This is a genomic window from Heyndrickxia sporothermodurans, assembly GCF_003055045.1.
Taxonomy (GTDB): Bacteria; Bacillota; Bacilli; order Bacillales; family Bacillaceae_C; genus Heyndrickxia; species Heyndrickxia sporothermodurans.
This window is the reverse complement of record NZ_NAZB01000021.1, coordinates 185,889-204,417: the sequence shown is the minus strand read 5'-3', so window position 1 is coordinate 204,417 and position 18,529 is coordinate 185,889. Positions and strand designations below refer to the sequence as shown.

Below are 18,529 nucleotides of genomic sequence, written 5' to 3'. Positions count from 1 at the left end.
GGGAGTGGTGAAATGTCAAAAAATAATAGAAAAATAAAATCCATATTATTTTTAAGTCTAATGATTATGATGTCAGCGTTTTTTATAGTTGCTTGCTCTAAGGCTGAAGCAGAAAACACAACAGCCGATACCGATACAAATAAAGAAGTAATTAATAAAGTACTTGAGCACCAATTTTCTGGTCCAGATGAGAAGTTTATCGACCTAATGTGGAATCCTAAATATAAAACTGTTGTCAATAACAAAGAGGAAAACAAGGAATTTGATAAATATGTAGCGGAGATATACGGACCATACTTTACAGAATCTGAGCTTGACTCCTTTATTGCTGCATTCGGTACTCAATACCCAACATATGCTCACGAAAATGGATATAAGTTAAATCTTAAGGGGGTCACGATTGAGCGAAGTGAGAAAAATAGCTATAGCTTCATAGCAAATGTCGGTTACCGGAAAAATGGAGATGAAGAAAAAGTTGCAAATGTAAAAGGAGTCATTATTTTTTCTACAAAAGAAAAAGGGAAAATTGGGAGATTCGAATACAGAGACGACAGTCTGCTGGATAAATTTAGGGAATAAGCAAATAAAAAAGATGATATCTTTTCCTTACGTTAAAAATAAATTAATATAGTAATTGTTGGATAAAGTTCCGTTTGTTCCTACTAGAAAATATATATGAAGTTATAAATTTCAAGGGTTTTATAAACATTGTTCTAAATAAAAACCCAATTTAGAAAGTTTATAATTTTGTTTTTTCTAAATATTTTATTGACGATTTAATTATTCTTAAATTATGATAATTATACTGAAATAATATTTAACCTACTAGGGGGAACAAGAATGGATGCAACAATGAACAAGCAACTGGAATCCAAACAATCAAAAAAGCACCCGCCTGGATTATACTTGTTATTTATGACAGAAATGTGGGAGCGTTTTAGTTATTATGGTATGAGAGCGATCCTAGTACTCTATTTAACTAAATCATTGGTTAATGGCGGATTAGGAATGAACGAAAGTACTGCACTTATGTTATATGGTTTCTTCACAGGAGCAGTTTACTTTACGCCATTAATTGGTGGCTGGTTGTCTGATAGATTTTTGGGACAAAGACTTGCTGTTACAATTGGTGGTATTATCATGGCGATTGGTAATATCGTTCTTTTTGCACATCAAAGTTATGCAGCTGTTTATACTGGACTAATCTTATTAATCATCGGTAACGGATTTTTTAAACCGAATATTTCTACGATTGTTGGTGAACTGTATGACCCGAAAGATAAGCGTCGTGATGCGGCATTTACGATTTTCTATATGGGAATCAACGTCGGCGCATTTTTCTCTCCGTTAATTATCGGGTTAATTACAGATAAATGGTTTGCTGTTCATGCACATGGTGCCATTGAATATGGTTATAAGTATGGTTTCCTTGCTTCAGCGATTGGGATGATTATTGGACAAATCCTATTTAACACATTAGGTAATCGTTTCTTAGGTGATATCGGTAAAAAACCGGTTGGGAAACCACAAGTTTCTACTAGTGGTGCCGTTGAAAAACAAAAGTTAACTAAAGTTGAAAAAAATAGAATGAAAGTCATCTTTATTTTAACAGTTCTTGTTATCTTTTTCTGGGCGGGATTCGAACAAGCTGGTGGAGCTTTAAGTATTTATACCGATAAGTTCGTTGATCGTACGATTTTCGGTTGGGAAATACCAACTTCTTGGTTCCAATCAGTTAACCCATTATTTATTGTATTATTAGCGCCACTTGTTTCATTGCTATGGGTAAAACTTTCAAATAGTAAACGCGGAGATATTCCTGTTCCGACGAAAATGGCCTTTGGGATGATGCTATTAGGAATTGGATATATCGTATTACTTTTTGCTATTATGCAAACAGGTAGTAATGAACACCATATTACGACAAAAGCAAATATTTTATTCATTGTATTTACGTATCTGTTCCATACAGTCGGTGAATTGTTCTTATCACCAGTAGGATTGTCATTTGTAAGTAAGTATGCACCAATTAAGTATGCATCTTTATTAATGGCTGTTTGGATGGCAAGCTCTTTCGTAGCTAATATTATTGCCGGACAACTAGGTTCCTTCACTGGAAAATTAGGATATTTTGAAGTCTTTTCTGTTATCGGAGTAGTAGTCATCGTTCTAGGACTTATCCTACTATCAATTTCCAGAAAACTTGTGAAAATGTTAGGCGATGATTCAACAAAAGAAAAAGTAGAAGATGAGAAAAATGAAGAAATCAATGACAGTGTATTAAGTACAAATTAATCATTGGTTGAATAAAGAAACAAAACGAGTATGAAATCACAAAGGTTTCATACTCATTTTGTTATTGATAGGTAACTGTTCTGCTCTATTAGGTTTTTGAAATATTTGGTTTTCCTTATTTAGTTTGTGCATCATGAAACAAAATTTGTGCCGCATGAACGATGATTAGTGGATCATACAAAATCATTTGTGGATCATAAACAACTTATCAAACATCAGAATTTCAGTTGTAAATCATATAAAGGGCATCCTTATTTTTTAACTCCAATAAAGCTGAATTTTCAGAAATAGATATTGACAATGTAATAGAGGCGCGTTATTCTGAAATTAATATGACGTAATTATGTATCTACGAAAAAATAACGTCATATAATTATTAGAAATGTAATCGTAAGGGGGGCAATTATGATTGAATCTGCAGATCGATCATTGATTCAACATCAGCAGCTTCATGATTTGAAAAATACGATTCATCGAGTCTATCAGAACGTTCCATTTTATCAACAACAATTTCTCAAATTACAACTTACTCCTCATGATATTCAGCAATTGGATGATATACGAAAGCTCCCATTTACAACGAAAAAAGATCTTCGAGATCATTATCCATTTGGTCTTTTTGCATCAAAGCAAAATGAATTAGTTAGGATTCACGCCTCTTCAGGAACAAGTGGCAAACCGACGGTAGTTGGTTACACAAAAAAAGATATCGAAAATTGGTCATCTATAGTAGCAAGAGCAATCTCAATTGCAGGCGGAAATACTGGTGATATTTTGCAAAATGCATATGGCTATGGATTATTTACAGGCGGCCTCGGTCTTCATTATGGAGGAGAAAAATTAGGTGTAACCGTTATACCGATATCCGGCGGCAACACGGAAAGACAAATTAATATTATTCAAGATTTTAAGCCGACCATTCTTTGTTCTACACCTTCTTATGCATTAAATATTGGCGAAAAAATGATAGAGCTTGGCCTTAATCCTCGGGATACATCATTAAGGATTGGCATTTTCGGAGCTGAACCATGGTCCGATGAAATGCGGAACAAGCTAGAAGATTTATTTGATATTAAAGCATGTGACATATATGGACTAAGCGAAGTCATTGGACCGGGTGTAGCGATAGAATGTTATGAAGGACAGAACGGACTACATATCGCAGAAGATCATTTTTTAGTTGAAGTAATCGATCCACAAACATTGCAGCCTGTTTCCAATGGGGAAGAAGGAGAATTGGTTTTTACAAGCTTAAAAAAGGAAGCGTTTCCAATTATCCGATACAGATCAGGAGACATCGCATCGATCACCACTGAAAAATGCATTTGTGGTCGAACAACAGCGAGAATGTCCCGCATCAAAGGACGAATTGATGACATGATCATAATACGAGGAATCAATGTGTTTCCTTCGGATATCGAACATCATCTCATTCAAATGAAAGATATCGCACCACATTATCAAGTACATCTTCTTAGAAAATCCTCACTAGACGAAATTGAACTTCACGTAGAAATAACCGAAGAACTTTTTCAACAAACATCACAGAATCTACAACACCCAAAAATAAAAACACTGCAAAAAGAAATTTACGAAAAAATGAAATCAAACTGTTTAATCTCAATGAAAATCACAATACACCCACCAAAAGCATTTCCAAGATCGGAGGGGAAGGCAGTCAGAATTATTGATCAAAGATACAACAAAGCTAAACAATAGCAAGATTTAAGCACAAAACAGCCAAGGAAATAATCTTTTAGAATTTAGCTTTTTTCCAGAACGCAGAGTGGATTGGAGCGGAAGGAGTTTGACTCCTGCGGGATATAGAGGAAAAGTCGAGACCCCACAGACGCGAAGCGTCGAGGAGGCTCGACTTCCTCCCCGCGGAAAGCAAACTCCTGCAGCGGAAAGGAACGGTCTATGTTATACCGGAACACAACGAACACCCTTACGAAAGGAGATAATTATGAACTTCGTTGATACCCATCAATTAACAGAAGAAGAGAAACATCAGCAATTTATGGAAAGAATCAATAACGGCGAGAAAATCGAAGCCAATGACTGGATGCCAGATGATTACCGCATGGTCCTAATTAAATTAATTTCCATGCATGGAATTAGCGAAATCATGGGTGCTTTACCCGAAAAAGAATGGGTCCCTAAAGCACCATCATTACGCAAAAAACTCGGCATTATGGCAAAAGTACAAGATGAAATGGGGCACGGGCAACTTCTCCTACGCGTCGTTGAAGACTTACTTGAGCCACTTGGTAAAACACGGGAAGATATCATGGATGATTTATTTACAGGAAAATTAAAGTTTCACAATGTTTTCCATATGGAAGCCCCAACATGGGCGGATGCTGGAATGATTGCCTGGCTTGTCGACGGTGCTGCGATCATGACACAAACGAATATGTTACAAGCTTCTTACGGCCCTTATGCACGCGCACTCCAAAGAATTTGTGCAGAAGAAGTTTTCCATGCACAACACGGTGAATCAATTATTATGGCACTAGCGGAAGGAACCGATATGCAGCGACAAATGCTGCAAGATTCCTTAAATCGCTGGTGGGATTCTCTTTTAATGTTCTTCGGACCAGCAACTGCACAAACAACCGGTTCATCAAAACAAGACTTAACGATTAAATACAAAATAAGAACGAAAACAAATGAACAATTACGCCAAGACTTTTTTACAAAATATGTACCAAGAGTACTTGCATTGGGTTTGAAGCTTCCAGACGAAACGATGCATTTTGATCAAGAGGCGGGAGAATGGATATACCGACAGCCTGATTGGAATGAATTTAAAAAAATTATTTCAAATAACGGTCCTAAATCGAAGTCAAGACTTCAGCTGCGTATAACAGCCTATGAAAATAACCGCTGGGTACGTGAAGCATTAGGATAAAGTAACTGGATCCAAAAGGAGTGGTCGTATTGGAAAAACAATCTAATTCCAATAATTTTTATGAAGTCTATGAGGTTTTCAGCCGACGAACGTTCAAATCTGATATGCAGCATCAATTTAGTTTACTCGCACCAAATCAGGAAATGGCATTTGTCATGGCTCAGGAAAATTTTATGAGGCGGGAACCTGTCGTCGATATTTGGGTAGTGAAACGTTCCGATATCCGGAAATTACAGCCTGAAGAAAGGGCGTCTATTTCACGCTTAGATAATAAAGATTACCGCCTAACAAAAGGATACGGCTATTTGAAAAAGAAATGGCGCCAATATGAGCAACAAGTGTTAGATGAAAAGGAAATCATGTCATGGGGAGGGGTGCAGCGTGGAACAACAGATCGCAAATAAAGAATATAAAGAAGTGCTAATCGAATTATTGTATCAATTAGCAGATGATGATTTCATCCTAGCCTATCGTGGTTCAGAATGGCTCGGTTTAGCTCCCCATATTGAAGAAGATATTGCCTATGCATCGATAAATCAGGCTACGATGGGGCACGCCGTCATGTATTATGAACTACTGGAATCCCTCGATGAAGGGACTGCTGATGAACTAGCCCATGAACGTAAAGCCGATACTCGGAAAAATGCTATTTTACTAGAAATGGCCAATGGTACAGGAACCTATTTAAATCAACCAAAATATGATTGGGCCTTCACCGTTGTCCGCCATTATTTCTATGATATTTATAAAAAATTAAAACTTGAATCGTTAAAACATTCATCCTTTGAACCGTTAGCACATGCTGCGATGAAAATGAAAATGGAACAATATTATCATATTATGCATTGGAAAGTTTGGTTTAATCAGTTGTGTTTAAGTAATGGGGAAGGAAAAACGAGAATGCGAGCGGCAATTCAAAAAGTATGGGATGAATTTGCGGGAGTACTATCCTACGGTCCAAATGGCAAATTAATGTCTGATTACGGATTGATTGAAGCAGAGCATATATTTAAAAAGCGATGGGAAACAGAAATGAAGAAGGTTTTTGAAGATATTTCGATGCCATATCCCGGTGAACCACAAATGAAAAAAGGAAATGGAAGGGAAGGGTTCCATACCGAAGACCTGCAAGATGCATTAACAACACTAAGTGAAGTGTACGCCTTGGATCCGCAAGCAACTTGGTAAAAAGAAGGGTGGATATCTTGACATTAAAAAATGAATTACTTATACAAGTGGAAAAGTGCTTAGAAAATGTGAAAGATCCGGAAATCCCATCAGTAAGTGTTGTTGACCTAGGAATGATTGAAGAAATAAAAATTTTGGAATCAAATAAGGTTCATATTAAGGCACTCCCAACGTTTTTAGGATGTCCAGCATTGGAGATTATTCAAAAAAATATAACCGAAGCCGTTTTACAAATAAGAGAAGTAACCGCAGTTGAAGTGGAATTTATTTATCACCCGCCATGGACATCCGATCGGATATCAGAAGATGGAAAAGAAAGGCTAAAGCAATTTGGAATTGCACCACCACCAGTGTTTAACGAGGAAATACAGGAGTGGAAAGTCGAATGTCCATATTGCGGTTCCTACTATACGACAATGGAAAATTTATTCGGACCAACCGCTTGCCGCAGTATCCTTTACTGCAAAGCATGCAAAAACCCATTTGAAGCAATGAAACCAATATCTAATCTAATATAAATTCTAATAAAAGAATTATTTAAAAAAAGAAGATGAGAGGAGAAACGACATGTACAAAATGATCGCATTATTTAAAAAACCAGAGGATCCTGCAAGTTTTGATGAATATTATTTTAATACCCATATGCCTATAACGAATCAAATTCCGGGCCTAGAGAAGGTAGAAATTACAAAAATGTCGGGTTCAAGTCCATATTACCTCATGTGTGTCATGTACTATGCAAGCAAAGAAGCATTTAAAGAAGCATCTAAAACTCCTGAATCCAAGGCTTCCGGAAAAGATGTAATGGAATTTGCCGGTGATTTAGTTACATTCATGTTTGGTGAAGATGTGAATGGATAATTTGAAATTTATTCAGGTAGAAACGGATGAGAATATCGGGATCATCCAGCTCAATCGACCGGAAGTGTTAAATGCACTCAATCGAAAAATGGTGAATGAAATTGTTCGAACGATCGAGGATATGGATAGAGATGAAAAAGTTAAAGTGATCGTTCTATGCGGAAATGGCAAGGCATTTGCAGCTGGAGCAGACATAAATGAAATGGCACAGGATTCGGCAATTGATCTGGAATTATTAAACCAGTTTGCTGATTGGGACCTGCTTTTACAAGTGAAAAAACCAATGATCGGTGCTGTTCACGGATTTGCATTAGGTGGGGGCTTTGAACTTGCACTCGCTTGTGATCTCCTTTTTGCAGCAGAAGATGCTAAATTCGGATTTCCTGAAATTAATTTAGCTGTCATGCCAGGTGCAGGTGGGACACAAAGATTAACGAAGCTTATGGGGAAAACAAAAGCATTGGAATGGCTTTGGTCAGGTGAGATGATGACAGCTTCTGAAGCTGAACAACATGGAATCATTAATAAACGACTTCCAAAAGAACTTGTTATTGAAGAAACAATTAATTACGCAAAAAAATTAGCGGAAAAACCAGCGCTCTCTGTTCGATTCATTAAGGAGGCCGTGTATAAGGCAGTCGACGATTCTTTGCTCGAAGGAATGCAATATGAACGGAAAAACTTCTCACTATTATTTTCAACAGAAGATCAAAAAGAAGGCATGAAAGCATTTATGGAAAAAAGAAAGCCACAATTCAAAGGACGGTAGGGGTGAGGATATGTATGAAACCATTTTATATGAAGTAAAAAATCAAGTTGCGTGGATCACATTGAATCGACCGGATAAATTAAATGCATTTAATGAACAAATGAAAGTCGAAGTAAGAAACGCATTAAAAGATGCAGCAAAAGATCATGATATACGGAGCATCGTTATTACAGGTGCAGGTCGTGCCTTTTGTTCAGGTCAAGATCTTCAATCAGTGAAGGAAGATACCGATTATGGTGAACTTTTACGAAAATACTATAATCCGATGATTAGAGAAATGGCGTCGATTGAAAAGCCAATCATTGCAGCCATTAACGGAACAGCAGCAGGGGCAGGATTGAGCTTAGCACTTGCATGCGATTTTCGCTTGGCAACAGCTAATGCAAGCTTTATCGAAGCATTTATCCATGTTGGTTTAGTACCGGATTCCGGAAATATGTATTATCTACCTAGAATTGTGGGTCATGCCAAAGCATTAGAACTAGCAATATTAGGTGAAAAAATTTCAGCAGAAGAGGCAAAAAATATTGGCTTAATTACAAAAGTTGTTCCTCTTGAAGAATGGGAAACTACAATTACTCATTTTGCAGAAAAATTAGCGAAAATGCCTACAAAAGCGATTGGTTTAATAAAACGTTATATGAATCAAAGCTGGGATTCAAATTTGCAAGAAGTATTGGATAAAGAGGCATATGCCCAAAGAATCGTAGGTCAATCCTCTGACCATAAAGAAGGAATCAATGCTTTCCTAAATAAAAGAAAATCTAATTTCGAAGGTAAGTAGAGTGTTGTTTTCAGTAGGGAGTGTGACTAAATGAATAATGTTGTCATTATTGATGCGGTACGAACGCCAATCGGCAGATATAAAGGAGCCTTAAAAAATGTTCGTCCGGATGATTTAGGGGCTGCTGTTATTAGAGCACTATTAGAAAGAAATCCTAAACTCCCGGTAAACGAGATTGAAGAAGTTGTATTTGGTTGTGCAAATCAAGCCGGTGAAGACAATCGAAATGTTGCTCGAATGTCTGCATTACTAGCAGGATTGCCAGTAGAGACGGCCGCCACAACGATTAATCGTTTGTGTGGATCTGGCTTAGATGCAGTCAATTATGCAGCAAGGGCAATTTCCGTAGGGGATGGTGATATTTTTATTGCCGGTGGAACAGAAAGCATGTCGAGAGCACCTTTTGTCATGGCGAAGCCGGAGTCTGAATTTCCAAGAGGCAATATGGAGATGTTTGATACAACGATCGGTTGGCGTTTTGTAAATGACAAATTGAAGCAAATCTATGGGACAGATTCGATGCCGGAAACAGCAGAGAATGTAGCGAAAAAATATAACATTACGCGGGAGGAACAGGATCAATTTGCCTTATTCAGTCAATTAAAGGCAAAACAAGCACTCGAACGCCAGCTATTTTCTGATGAGATGATCTCCATTCCTACAGTCGATCGCAAAGGAAAGATCACAGAAGTCACGTTGGATGAGCATCCACGGCCAAATTCAAGCTATGAAGCGCTACAAAAATTAAAACCATTATTTGCCGATGGAACTGTTACAGCCGGAAATTCATCTGGAGTAAATGATGGGGCCTCTGCATTACTATTAATGAGTGAAACGAAAGCAAAGAAATTAGGGCTAACTCCGCTCGTTAAATATAAAGCAACAGCAGTAGCCGGGCTTGAACCTGCTGTAATGGGTCTTGGACCTATTTATGCGACTAGAAAATTGTTGTCTCGGGTTAATATGACGATAAAAGACATCGATCTAATAGAATTAAATGAAGCCTTTGCCTCACAATCTATTGAATGCATCAAACAGCTTGAAGTAAATCCGGAAGTGGTTAATGTGAATGGAGGGGCAATTGCTTTAGGGCATCCATTAGGTGCGAGTGGAGCAAGAATTTTAACGACTTTAATATACGAGATGAAAAGAAGAAATACGGAAGTTGGTCTTGCTACGATGTGCATAGGGGTGGGCCAAGGAATTGCAACCATCGTGGAGAATGTATAAACAAAAGGAGTACTCCAATCAACAATGATTCGTCTCTTCCAAGAAAAGGTAGGTATAAGCAGAAATGAATACAAGATCCATGATTTTTACAATTTACGGAGATTACATCCGACATTATGGTAGTGAAATTTGGATTGGCAGTTTAATAAAGTTATTGAAAGAGTTTGGCCATAATGAACAAGCGGTTCGAGCTGCCATTTCTCGAATGAATAAGCAAGGATGGGTGGAAGCAAGAAAAGAAAGCAATCGAAGCTATTATTACTTAACCCCACGTGGAATCGATCGAATGGAGGAGGCTGCGACCCGGATCTTTAAATTAAAGCAGGAGAAATGGGACGGGAAATGGACAATGCTAACGTATTCGATTCCTGAGGAGAAACGGGCAATTCGGGATGAACTAAGGAAAGAATTAGTTTGGAGTGGCTTCGGAAGCATTGCGAATAGTTGTTGGATATCCCCTAATCGATTAATGAAACAAGTCAAAACGCTTGTAGAAAAATATGAGATTAGCAATTATGTACATATTTTTCTAACAGAATATCAAGGTCCCCATGAAAATATACGCTTAGTTCAAGATTGTTGGGATATTCCCGCAATCAATTCAAAGTACAAAAAGTTTATAGATATTTATCAAAAAAAATACGATCTAGCAAAAACAGGAATTCAAACTGGAAATATGACACCTGCAGATTGTTTTGTTGAGCGAACAAAACTTGTTCATGAATACCGGAAATTTCTATTTATTGATCCCGGATTACCGGAAGAGCTCCTACCTGAAATATGGTTTGGAAACCAAGCGGCACAACTTTTTTCAGATTACTACAAGGAACTTGTCGTACCTGCGGGTGAGTTTTTTGAATCGGTTTTTAGTGAAGGAAACCATCTGTATAAAAAGAATAAAAAATATGATATATTTCAGCATCCTTTACTAAACGAGGAATAGACAATGGAGGAAAAGCATGAATCATTTAACACAATTACTCGGCATAGAGCTTCCAATCATTCAAGGTGGGATGGGGAATATTAGCAATGCTAAATTATCCGCTGCAGTCTCTAATGCTGGTGGTTTAGGTACGATGGGGGTCGGAACGATGACTCCGGAAAAAGTAGAAAAGATGATTCTAGAAATAGTAGAGCTAACGAATAAACCTTTTGCGATCAATTTACCGATAAATGTGAATCCGCATATTAAAGAAATGGTTTCATTAATCATTAAACATAAAGTGCCAATTGTATCGTTATCAGCCGGAAATCCAGCACCATTGATTCCTATTTTTTATGATCACGATATAAAGGTAATGGTGGTCACAGGATCTGTAAAGCATGCAAAAAAAGCAGAAATGGCCGGGGCAGATATAATCGTTGCGGAAGGATTTGAAGCGGCAGGAATAAATTCTCCTTTTGAATCGACGACAATGACGCTCATTCCACAAATCGTGGATGCAGTAAAAATTCCCGTTGTTGCTGCAGGCGGAATTGCCGATGGGAGAGGATTGCTCGCCGCAATGGCTTTAGGTGCACAAGGAGTTCAAATGGGAACTAGATTTGTTGCGACAAAGGATGCACCTTTCTCACAAAATTATAAAAAGAAGATTTTGAATGCAAACGATCACCAAACAATCATTCTTGGTCGTTCGAAAGGCCAAGTTCGTAGAGTGTTAGATGGTGAGTATTCTTCAGCTCTCTTGAAAAACGAAGAAAATTATTCGCTTCCCGAATACATCGATGCTACAAGCGAGAAACATCATTTAATTGGTGCGATTGAAGGAAACGAGAAAGATGGATTTATGAATAGTGGACAAATTGCAGGGATGATTCACGATGAACCTACTGTTTGTCAGCTCTTTGAGCAGATGATGAGTGATTGTCGAAAAACGTTGAAAAACATTGAAAGTCGACTAAATATATAAGCAGGACATTTTCCTTATATGAAGAAATTATCAAAAGAGTATTGATTAAAATTAATGGGGGGAAATGGGATGAGAATAAGTTGGAAAAAAAGCGCAATCGTTTTGTTCAGTGCAATAATGCTGGCCTCGTGTGGATCTCAAAGTGAGAAGAAACCAGCAGGCGGGGAGGCAAGCAGTGGTGATTCAAAACCGGAAGAGAAAACATACAAAATTGGTGTCACTCAAATTGTTGAGCATCCTTCTCTAAATGCTGCATTCGATGGCTTTAAAAAAGCGATTGACGAATCAGGTTTGAAAGTGGAGTACGATAAACAAAATGCTCAAAATGACAATAGTGCAAACACAACCATTGCTAATAATTTAGTCAGTTCAAAAGTAGACCTCATCTTCGCAAACTCAACACCTAGTGCGCAAGCAGTTGCAAGTGCCACCAAAGACATTCCGATTATTTTTACTTCAGTGACAGATCCAGTCGGTGCCGAACTCGTTTCTTCAATGGAACAGCCCGGTGCAAATGTAACAGGAACAATTGATACCCATCCAGACGCTATTCCAAACACTTTAAAATTCATGAAGGAACAATTGAATATGAAAAAAGTAGGCATGGTTTTCAACTCGGGCGAACAAAATTCACGTGCCCAAGTAGATAATGTTAAAAAACTAGCAAAACACATTGGTTTAACTATTGTCGAAGCTTCTGCATCAACTTCAGCAGAGGTTAAACAAGCAACTGAATCACTTGTCGGAAAAGTTGATGGTTTATACATTATTTCTGATAACACAGTTGTTTCCGCGTTAGAATCAGTCGTATCAGTTGCCAACGATAATAAATTGCCGATGATGGCAGCAGAATTCGATTCTGTAGGAAGAGGTGCACTCGGTGCGTACGGATTCGAATACTCCGATATTGGATATGAAGCAGGGAAAATGGCCGTTCAAATTTTAAAAGGTGAAAAGAAACCTGCCGATTTACCGGTGCAACTACCACAAAATTTAAAATTAGTCATCAATAAGAAAACAGCGGAAACGATTGGCCTAGAAGTTAAGGAGGATTGGAAAGCAGAATTTAGTGAGTAATAGGAGATGATTCAATGTTTGCGACTATTTTTGGCTCTGTAGAGCAAGGAATCATCTATGCAATCATGGCACTTGGAGTATTTCTTTCATTCCGAGTGCTTGATTTTCCAGACCTTACAGTAGATGGAAGTTTCGTTACTGGAAGTTCGGTTGCTGCAACGATGATTGTTTTAGGCTATAATCCAATCTTGGCAACACTTGCGGCAATTGTTGCTGGTTTTATAGCTGGCTGTATTACTGGCGTTTTACATACGAAAGGGAAAATCAATCCACTACTATCTGGAATTTTAATGATGATTGCCCTCTACTCCATTAACTTACGTATTATGGGAACATCGTCTGATACATCTGTAGGTAGACCGAATATCCCGCTATTAAATTCAGAAACGTTATTAACGAAGTTTACTCATTTTTGGCAGCCTTTAGGAATTGATCAATGGTTGAATAAAATCATTGGATTCACAGGTGTTCAATACTTACCTTCTACATGGGGAATTGTCATTTTCATGTTCATCATTACATTAATCATCAAATGGATTACTGATCGATTTTTACAAACTGAAGTTGGTCTTGCCTTACGTGCTACAGGTGATAATCAAAAAATGATTCGCAGCCTTTCAGCGAATACGGATTCATTAATTATTTTAGGATTAGGAATTTCAAATGCGTTGGTTGCGCTATCTGGTGCATTAATTGCGCAATACGCAAAGTTTTCGGATATTAATTTAGGAATTGGGATGATTATTGTCGGTCTTGCCTCAGTTATTATCGGTGAAGCTATATTCGGTACAAAAACGATTGTTAGAACAACATTTGCGGTGATTGCAGGGGCCATTATTTACCGGGTGATTCTTGGTTTAGCACTTAGGATTAAATTTTTGGATACAGGTGATATGAAATTAATTACGGCAATTATCGTGACATTGGCATTAGTTTTTCCAAAAATACTTGAAAAGCAACGAGAAAAACGTCGTAAAGCAAAAAGGTATTCTGAATTAATTACGATAAAGAAAGGTGATGACATTGCTCCACCTCCAACAGATTAACAAGATTTTTAATGAGGGAACGTCAGATGAGAAAATTGCTTTGGATCAAATCAATTTAACATTAGAAAAAGGCGATTTTGTAACAGTAATTGGGAGCAATGGCGCCGGTAAATCTACATTGATGAATATGATTTCAGGCGTCCTGTCACCAGATGTTGGAAAGATACAAATTGAAAATAAAGATGTCACGAGATTGCCAGAGTTTAAACGTTCAAAATTTATCGGCAGAGTATTTCAAGATCCAATGGCCGGTACAGCACCATCGATGACGATTGAAGAAAATCTTGCAATGGCGTTTTCACGCAATAAATCCCGTGCATTAAGAAAAGGGGTGGATAAGAGTAGAAAAGAATTTTTTAAAGAATCGTTAAAAACACTACATTTAAATTTAGAAAACCGCTTAAATGCTAAAGTTGGTCTCCTTTCAGGTGGAGAGCGGCAGGCACTGTCATTGTTAATGGCTACTTTTACACAACCATCCATTTTATTATTAGATGAACATACAGCAGCACTTGACCCTTCACGTGCAAGACTAATTACCGATTTAACGAAGGAATTAGTGGAAAAAGATCAGTTAACGACGATTATGGTCACCCATAATATGCAGCAGGCACTTGATTTAGGAAATCGCCTAATTATGATGGATAAAGGACAAATCATTCTTGAAGTGAAGGAAGAGGAGAAGAAGAAACTAACTATTGATTTATTAATGAAAGAGTTTCAGAAAATCCGTGGTGAAACGATGTTGAGTGATAAAACACTTCTTTCCATAGACTAATCAAAGGGGAGGTGCTTTTGAATTGAAGGAAGGCATGGAAATCGGGCAAACGGCAACGATTGAATTCGAGGTAACACCGGATATGTTTGCTGGTTTTGAAGGGAAGGTAGTACATGAGGCATATTCTACTGTATCAATGGTTTATCATATGGAATGGGTTTCAAGGAAAATTATCCTTCCTTACTTAGAAGCACATGAAGAAGGAATGGGCGGGGCAGTCAGTATTAAACATATTGCCCCTACTACATCAAAAACGAGAGTAAAAGTAAAAGCGACGTTAATAGAATTAAAGAATAATATAGTCATCACAAGGACGGAAGCATGGAATGATCAAGGGTTAATTGGCCACGGAGAAGTAAAACAAGTCATTTTGCCAAAAGAAAAAATTACACAGATGATCAATAATTCAAAAAAAGTCTCAGAAGCGTAATATGAACTTCTAGAGAGGAGATTCGAGCATGGATTTTTTTCAAAAAATTTATAATCATGAACAAGTTGTTATTTGTAACGATCCCAGAACAGGATTGAAAGCAATTATTGCGATACATAATACTACACTTGGACCCGCAACAGGAGGCTGCCGCATGTATCCCTATCAAACATTTGAGCATGCGTTAAATGACGCACTTCGTCTTTCGAAAGGTATGACATATAAGTGTGTAGCTGCTGATGTAGATTTCGGTGGTGGCAAAACGGTCATTATCGGTGACCCTGTTAAAGATAAAACGCCGGAATTATTCAGGTCATTAGGTCAATACATTGATTCCTTAAATGGTCGTTATTACACAGGGACAGATATGGGGACAACACCAGAGGATTTTGTGCATGCGATGAAAGAAACAAACTGTATCGTCGGATTACCGGAGGAATATGGTGGGAGTGGCGATTCTTCCATACCAACAGCACAAGGCGTTATTTACGGAATAAGAGCTACAAATGAAACACTTTATGGTTCCAATGAAATTGGTGATAAAACCTATTCCATTCAAGGTTTAGGCAAGGTCGGCTTTAAAGTAGCAGAAACATTGCTTGCAGCCGGTGCCTCGCTTTATGTAACAGATATCAATTCAGAGGTAATTGATGCCCTTTTAAAACGTGCAAATGAGATCGGTAACAAAAATGTAAAAGTAGTGTCGGGAAATGATATTTATGCTGTAGAGGCAGATGCTTTTGTCCCATGTGCGCTTGGAGGAATTATTAACGACGAAACGATTGATTTACTAAAAGTTAAAGCCATTGTCGGATCAGCAAATAATCAGTTACTAGATGATCATCATGGAGATCTTCTTAAAAAGAAAAATATTTTGTATGCACCAGATTATATCGTTAATGCGGGTGGGCTTATTCAAGTATCAGATGAGCTTTACGGTCCAAATAAAAATAGAGTCATGAGAAAAACGAAAGCAATCTATAATTCTTTGCTAGAAATATACCGAAATGCCGAAAATAAAAATATTTCAACAGTTGAATCAGCAAATCAATTTTGCGAGGAAAAAATTGAAATAAGAAAAAACAGAAACAGTTTCTTTTCGCATCATAAACGGCCAAAATGGGAAATACGGCATTAAGTTTTTTAGAAATGAGACGACAAGGAGGACGAATAAATGGAGCAATTTCAAATGATTCGTTATCTTGATGGAAATGGTAATCTATTAAACTCCGAAATTTCGAAAGCGCTTTCACTAGATTTTATTAAAGAATTATATGAAAGATTGACCCTTGTTCGAGCATTTGATCGAAAAGCAATTAGCCTTCAAAGGCAAGGAAGATTAGGCACATATGCCCCATTTGAGGGGCAAGAAGCCGCACAGGTCGGCAGTGCCCTCGCCTTACAACCGAATGACTGGCTTTTCCCTACTTATCGTGATCATGCAGCAAGCATCACCTTTGGCCATTCATTAAAAACGATCCTTCTATACTGGAATGGTAGAGTAGAAGGATGTGTCCCGCCGGAAGGGAAAAAGATTTTCCCACCTGCTGTTCCCATTGCAACCCAACTTCTTCATGCAACAGGGGCTGCAATGGCTGAAAAAAGAAAAGGAACGAACAATGCTGCCATTGTATATTTTGGAGACGGGGCAACATCTGAAGGAGATTTCCATGAAGGATTGAATTTTGCCAGCGTTTTTAAAGCACCTGTTGTCTTTTTTAATCAAAATAATCAATATGCAATTTCGGTTCCGATTGAAAAGCAAATGAATTCTGAAACGATTGCGCAAAAATCAGTAGCTTACAGTATCCCTGGTGTACGTCTTGACGGAAATGATATTTTTGCCGTTTATTTTGAAACGAAAAAAGCATTGGACCGCGCAAGACGTGGGGAAGGACCAACACTAATTGAAGCGGTGACATGGAGATATGGAGCACATACGACAGCAGACGATCCAACAAAATATCGGGATCAAAATAGTAGTGAAAAAAGGCGGGAAAACGGGGACCCAATCATACGATTAGAAAGATACATGAAAAATGAAGGAATTTGGGATGAGACTTGGAAGGAAGAAATCGTTTCTAAAGCGGGAAAAATAATTGAAAAAGCAATAGAAGAAATGGAGAGTTTTCCCGAACCAAACGTGGATGATCTATTTGCTCATGTATTTGCTGAGCCAACCTGGACGATAAAGGACCAAAGGGACCAATATTATGAATTTTTGCGAGGTGTGAATCAATGAGTGTCATTGCAGCAAAAACGCAAAAGTTGTCATTAGTGCAAGCTGTAACAGATGGTCTTCGAACAGTAATGAAAGATCAAGAGGAAGTCCTTATATTAGGGGAGGATGTTGGCAAAAATGGTGGCGTTTTTCGCGCAACGGAGGGGCTGCAACAAGAATTCGGAGAAGATCGAGTAATCGATACACCATTAAGTGAAGCGGGGATTGTCGGTACCGCAATTGGCCTTGCCATTAACGGTTTTCTTCCAGTAGTAGAGATGCAGTTTTTAGGCTTTATTTATCCAGCATTTGAACAAATCATGAGCCATGCAACAAGAATCAGAATGAGAACGATGGGTCGTTTTCACGTACCAATGGTCATTCGTGCCCCATATGGTGCCGGAGTAAAGGCACCTGAAATACATTCCGACAGTGTAGAGGCAATATTTACACATATGCCAGGAATAAAGGTCGTTTGTCCATCCAATCCTTATGATGCAAAAGGATTATTAATAGCAAGTATAGAAGATCCTGATCCTGTTTTATTTTTAGAACCGATGCGTTCCTACCGTGCATTTAAAGATGAAGTCCCTACTGAAAGATACACAGTTGACATTGGGAAAGCAAATCGTTTAAAAGAAGGGGAAGATGTTACCGTTATTGCATGGGGAGCTATGATTCCGTTAGCCATGAAGGCGGCTGAAAAAGTAAAAGAACAAAATATCCATTGTGAAGTCATTGATTTACGAACATTATATCCGCTCGATCGCGAAACCATATCAGAATCTGTGCAAAATACAGGAAGAGCCGTAATTGTTCACGAGGCACATGCGACAAGTGGATTGGGAGCAGACATTCTCTCATTAATTCAAGACACTTCGTTTTTATATTTGAAGGCACCAATTCAACGTGTAACCGGATTTGATGTGCCTGTTCCATTTTATACTTTAGAAAAACATTATCTACCTGATGAAAATAGAATTATTGAAGGGATTAAAAAGGCAATTAACTTTTAAAAGTTTATAA

19 protein-coding genes and 1 pseudogene are annotated in these 18,529 nt (G+C 37.9%); all 20 read left to right on the top strand.

All coding sequences use genetic code 11. The annotated features are described in order from the left end of the window. The first annotated feature begins 12 nt into the window (after positions 1-12). The 20 genes and pseudogenes from B5V89_RS10910 to B5V89_RS10815 all read left to right on the top strand — a co-directional run bounded on the left by B5V89_RS10910 (position 13) and on the right by B5V89_RS10815 (position 18,519). The gene (locus B5V89_RS10910) at positions 13-579 is read left to right on the top strand and encodes a hypothetical protein (protein ID WP_066227580.1); all 567 of its coding nucleotides are present in this window, start codon (positions 13-15) and stop codon (positions 577-579) included. Between the two features lie 261 nt (positions 580-840). Beyond that, a pseudogene (locus B5V89_RS10905) lies at positions 841-2,217 on the top strand (peptide MFS transporter); the annotation flags it as partial. 483 nt (positions 2,218-2,700) lie between these two features. Next, positions 2,701-4,014 carry a phenylacetate--CoA ligase family protein gene (locus B5V89_RS10900; RefSeq protein WP_107920844.1) on the top strand — a complete coding sequence of 438 codons (1,314 nt, stop codon included), beginning with the start codon at positions 2,701-2,703 and terminating at the stop codon, positions 4,012-4,014. A gap of 247 nt (positions 4,015-4,261) precedes the next feature. Continuing rightward, complete coding sequence (gene paaA, locus B5V89_RS10895; protein ID WP_108071980.1) at positions 4,262-5,209, top strand: 1,2-phenylacetyl-CoA epoxidase subunit PaaA; 948 nt, start codon at positions 4,262-4,264, stop codon at positions 5,207-5,209. Positions 5,210-5,238: 29 nt separating this feature from the next. Continuing rightward, positions 5,239-5,613, top strand: coding sequence for a 1,2-phenylacetyl-CoA epoxidase subunit PaaB (paaB, locus tag B5V89_RS10890; protein ID WP_066227588.1), 375 nt, complete (start codon positions 5,239-5,241; stop codon positions 5,611-5,613). Then, entirely contained in the window at positions 5,555-6,397 is an 843-nt protein-coding gene (gene paaC / locus B5V89_RS10885; protein WP_108071947.1) for a 1,2-phenylacetyl-CoA epoxidase subunit PaaC, read from the top strand. The genes paaB and paaC overlap by 59 nt, the downstream gene beginning before the upstream one ends. 14 nt (positions 6,398-6,411) lie before the next feature. Beyond that, positions 6,412-6,915: a 1,2-phenylacetyl-CoA epoxidase subunit PaaD gene (paaD, locus tag B5V89_RS10880; protein ID WP_425319830.1), complete on the top strand. Its 504-nt coding sequence runs from the start codon at positions 6,412-6,414 to the stop codon at positions 6,913-6,915. 49 nt (positions 6,916-6,964) lie between these two features. Further along, positions 6,965-7,258: an EthD family reductase gene (locus B5V89_RS10875; RefSeq protein WP_066227596.1), complete on the top strand. Its 294-nt coding sequence runs from the start codon at positions 6,965-6,967 to the stop codon at positions 7,256-7,258. After that, positions 7,251-8,027 carry an enoyl-CoA hydratase-related protein gene (locus tag B5V89_RS10870; RefSeq protein ID WP_066227598.1) on the top strand — a complete coding sequence of 259 codons (777 nt, stop codon included), beginning with the start codon at positions 7,251-7,253 and terminating at the stop codon, positions 8,025-8,027. The genes B5V89_RS10875 and B5V89_RS10870 overlap by 8 nt, the downstream gene beginning before the upstream one ends. Before the next feature lie 10 nt (positions 8,028-8,037). Next, entirely contained in the window at positions 8,038-8,811 is a 774-nt protein-coding gene (locus B5V89_RS10865) for an enoyl-CoA hydratase-related protein (protein ID WP_108071943.1), read from the top strand. A gap of 30 nt (positions 8,812-8,841) precedes the next feature. Beyond that, positions 8,842-10,041 (top strand): acetyl-CoA C-acyltransferase, encoded by a 1,200-nt coding sequence (locus tag B5V89_RS10860; RefSeq protein ID WP_108071941.1) that lies wholly within the window; start codon positions 8,842-8,844, stop codon positions 10,039-10,041. 64 nt (positions 10,042-10,105) lie between these two features. Further along, complete coding sequence (gene paaX / locus B5V89_RS10855) at positions 10,106-10,984, top strand: phenylacetic acid degradation operon negative regulatory protein PaaX (RefSeq protein ID WP_066227606.1); 879 nt, start codon at positions 10,106-10,108, stop codon at positions 10,982-10,984. Positions 10,985-11,000: 16 nt separating this feature from the next. Beyond that, positions 11,001-11,951, top strand: coding sequence for an NAD(P)H-dependent flavin oxidoreductase (locus B5V89_RS10850; protein WP_108071939.1), 951 nt, complete (start codon positions 11,001-11,003; stop codon positions 11,949-11,951). Positions 11,952-12,020: 69 nt separating this feature from the next. Next, complete coding sequence (locus tag B5V89_RS10845) at positions 12,021-13,028, top strand: ABC transporter substrate-binding protein (protein WP_066227613.1); 1,008 nt, start codon at positions 12,021-12,023, stop codon at positions 13,026-13,028. A 14-nt stretch (positions 13,029-13,042) separates the two neighbouring features. Continuing rightward, a complete protein-coding gene (locus B5V89_RS10840) occupies positions 13,043-14,074 on the top strand; it encodes an ABC transporter permease (RefSeq protein ID WP_066227616.1) in 1,032 nt (343 codons plus the stop codon). After that, positions 14,052-14,852 (top strand): ABC transporter ATP-binding protein, encoded by an 801-nt coding sequence (locus B5V89_RS10835; protein ID WP_108071937.1) that lies wholly within the window; start codon positions 14,052-14,054, stop codon positions 14,850-14,852. Before B5V89_RS10840 ends, B5V89_RS10835 begins: the two co-directional genes overlap by 23 nt. A gap of 22 nt (positions 14,853-14,874) precedes the next feature. Then, entirely contained in the window at positions 14,875-15,282 is a 408-nt protein-coding gene (locus B5V89_RS10830) for a thioesterase family protein (protein WP_108071935.1), read from the top strand. Between the two features lie 28 nt (positions 15,283-15,310). Further along, on the top strand, positions 15,311-16,420 hold the full coding sequence (locus B5V89_RS10825; RefSeq protein ID WP_108071933.1) for a Leu/Phe/Val dehydrogenase: 1,110 nt from the start codon (positions 15,311-15,313) through the stop codon (positions 16,418-16,420). Between the two features lie 36 nt (positions 16,421-16,456). After that, positions 16,457-17,524: a pyruvate dehydrogenase (acetyl-transferring) E1 component subunit alpha gene (pdhA, locus tag B5V89_RS10820; RefSeq protein WP_108071931.1), complete on the top strand. Its 1,068-nt coding sequence runs from the start codon at positions 16,457-16,459 to the stop codon at positions 17,522-17,524. Continuing rightward, positions 17,521-18,519: an alpha-ketoacid dehydrogenase subunit beta gene (locus B5V89_RS10815; RefSeq protein ID WP_107920839.1), complete on the top strand. Its 999-nt coding sequence runs from the start codon at positions 17,521-17,523 to the stop codon at positions 18,517-18,519. Before pdhA ends, B5V89_RS10815 begins: the two co-directional genes overlap by 4 nt. Positions 18,520-18,529: the final 10 nt, after the last annotated feature.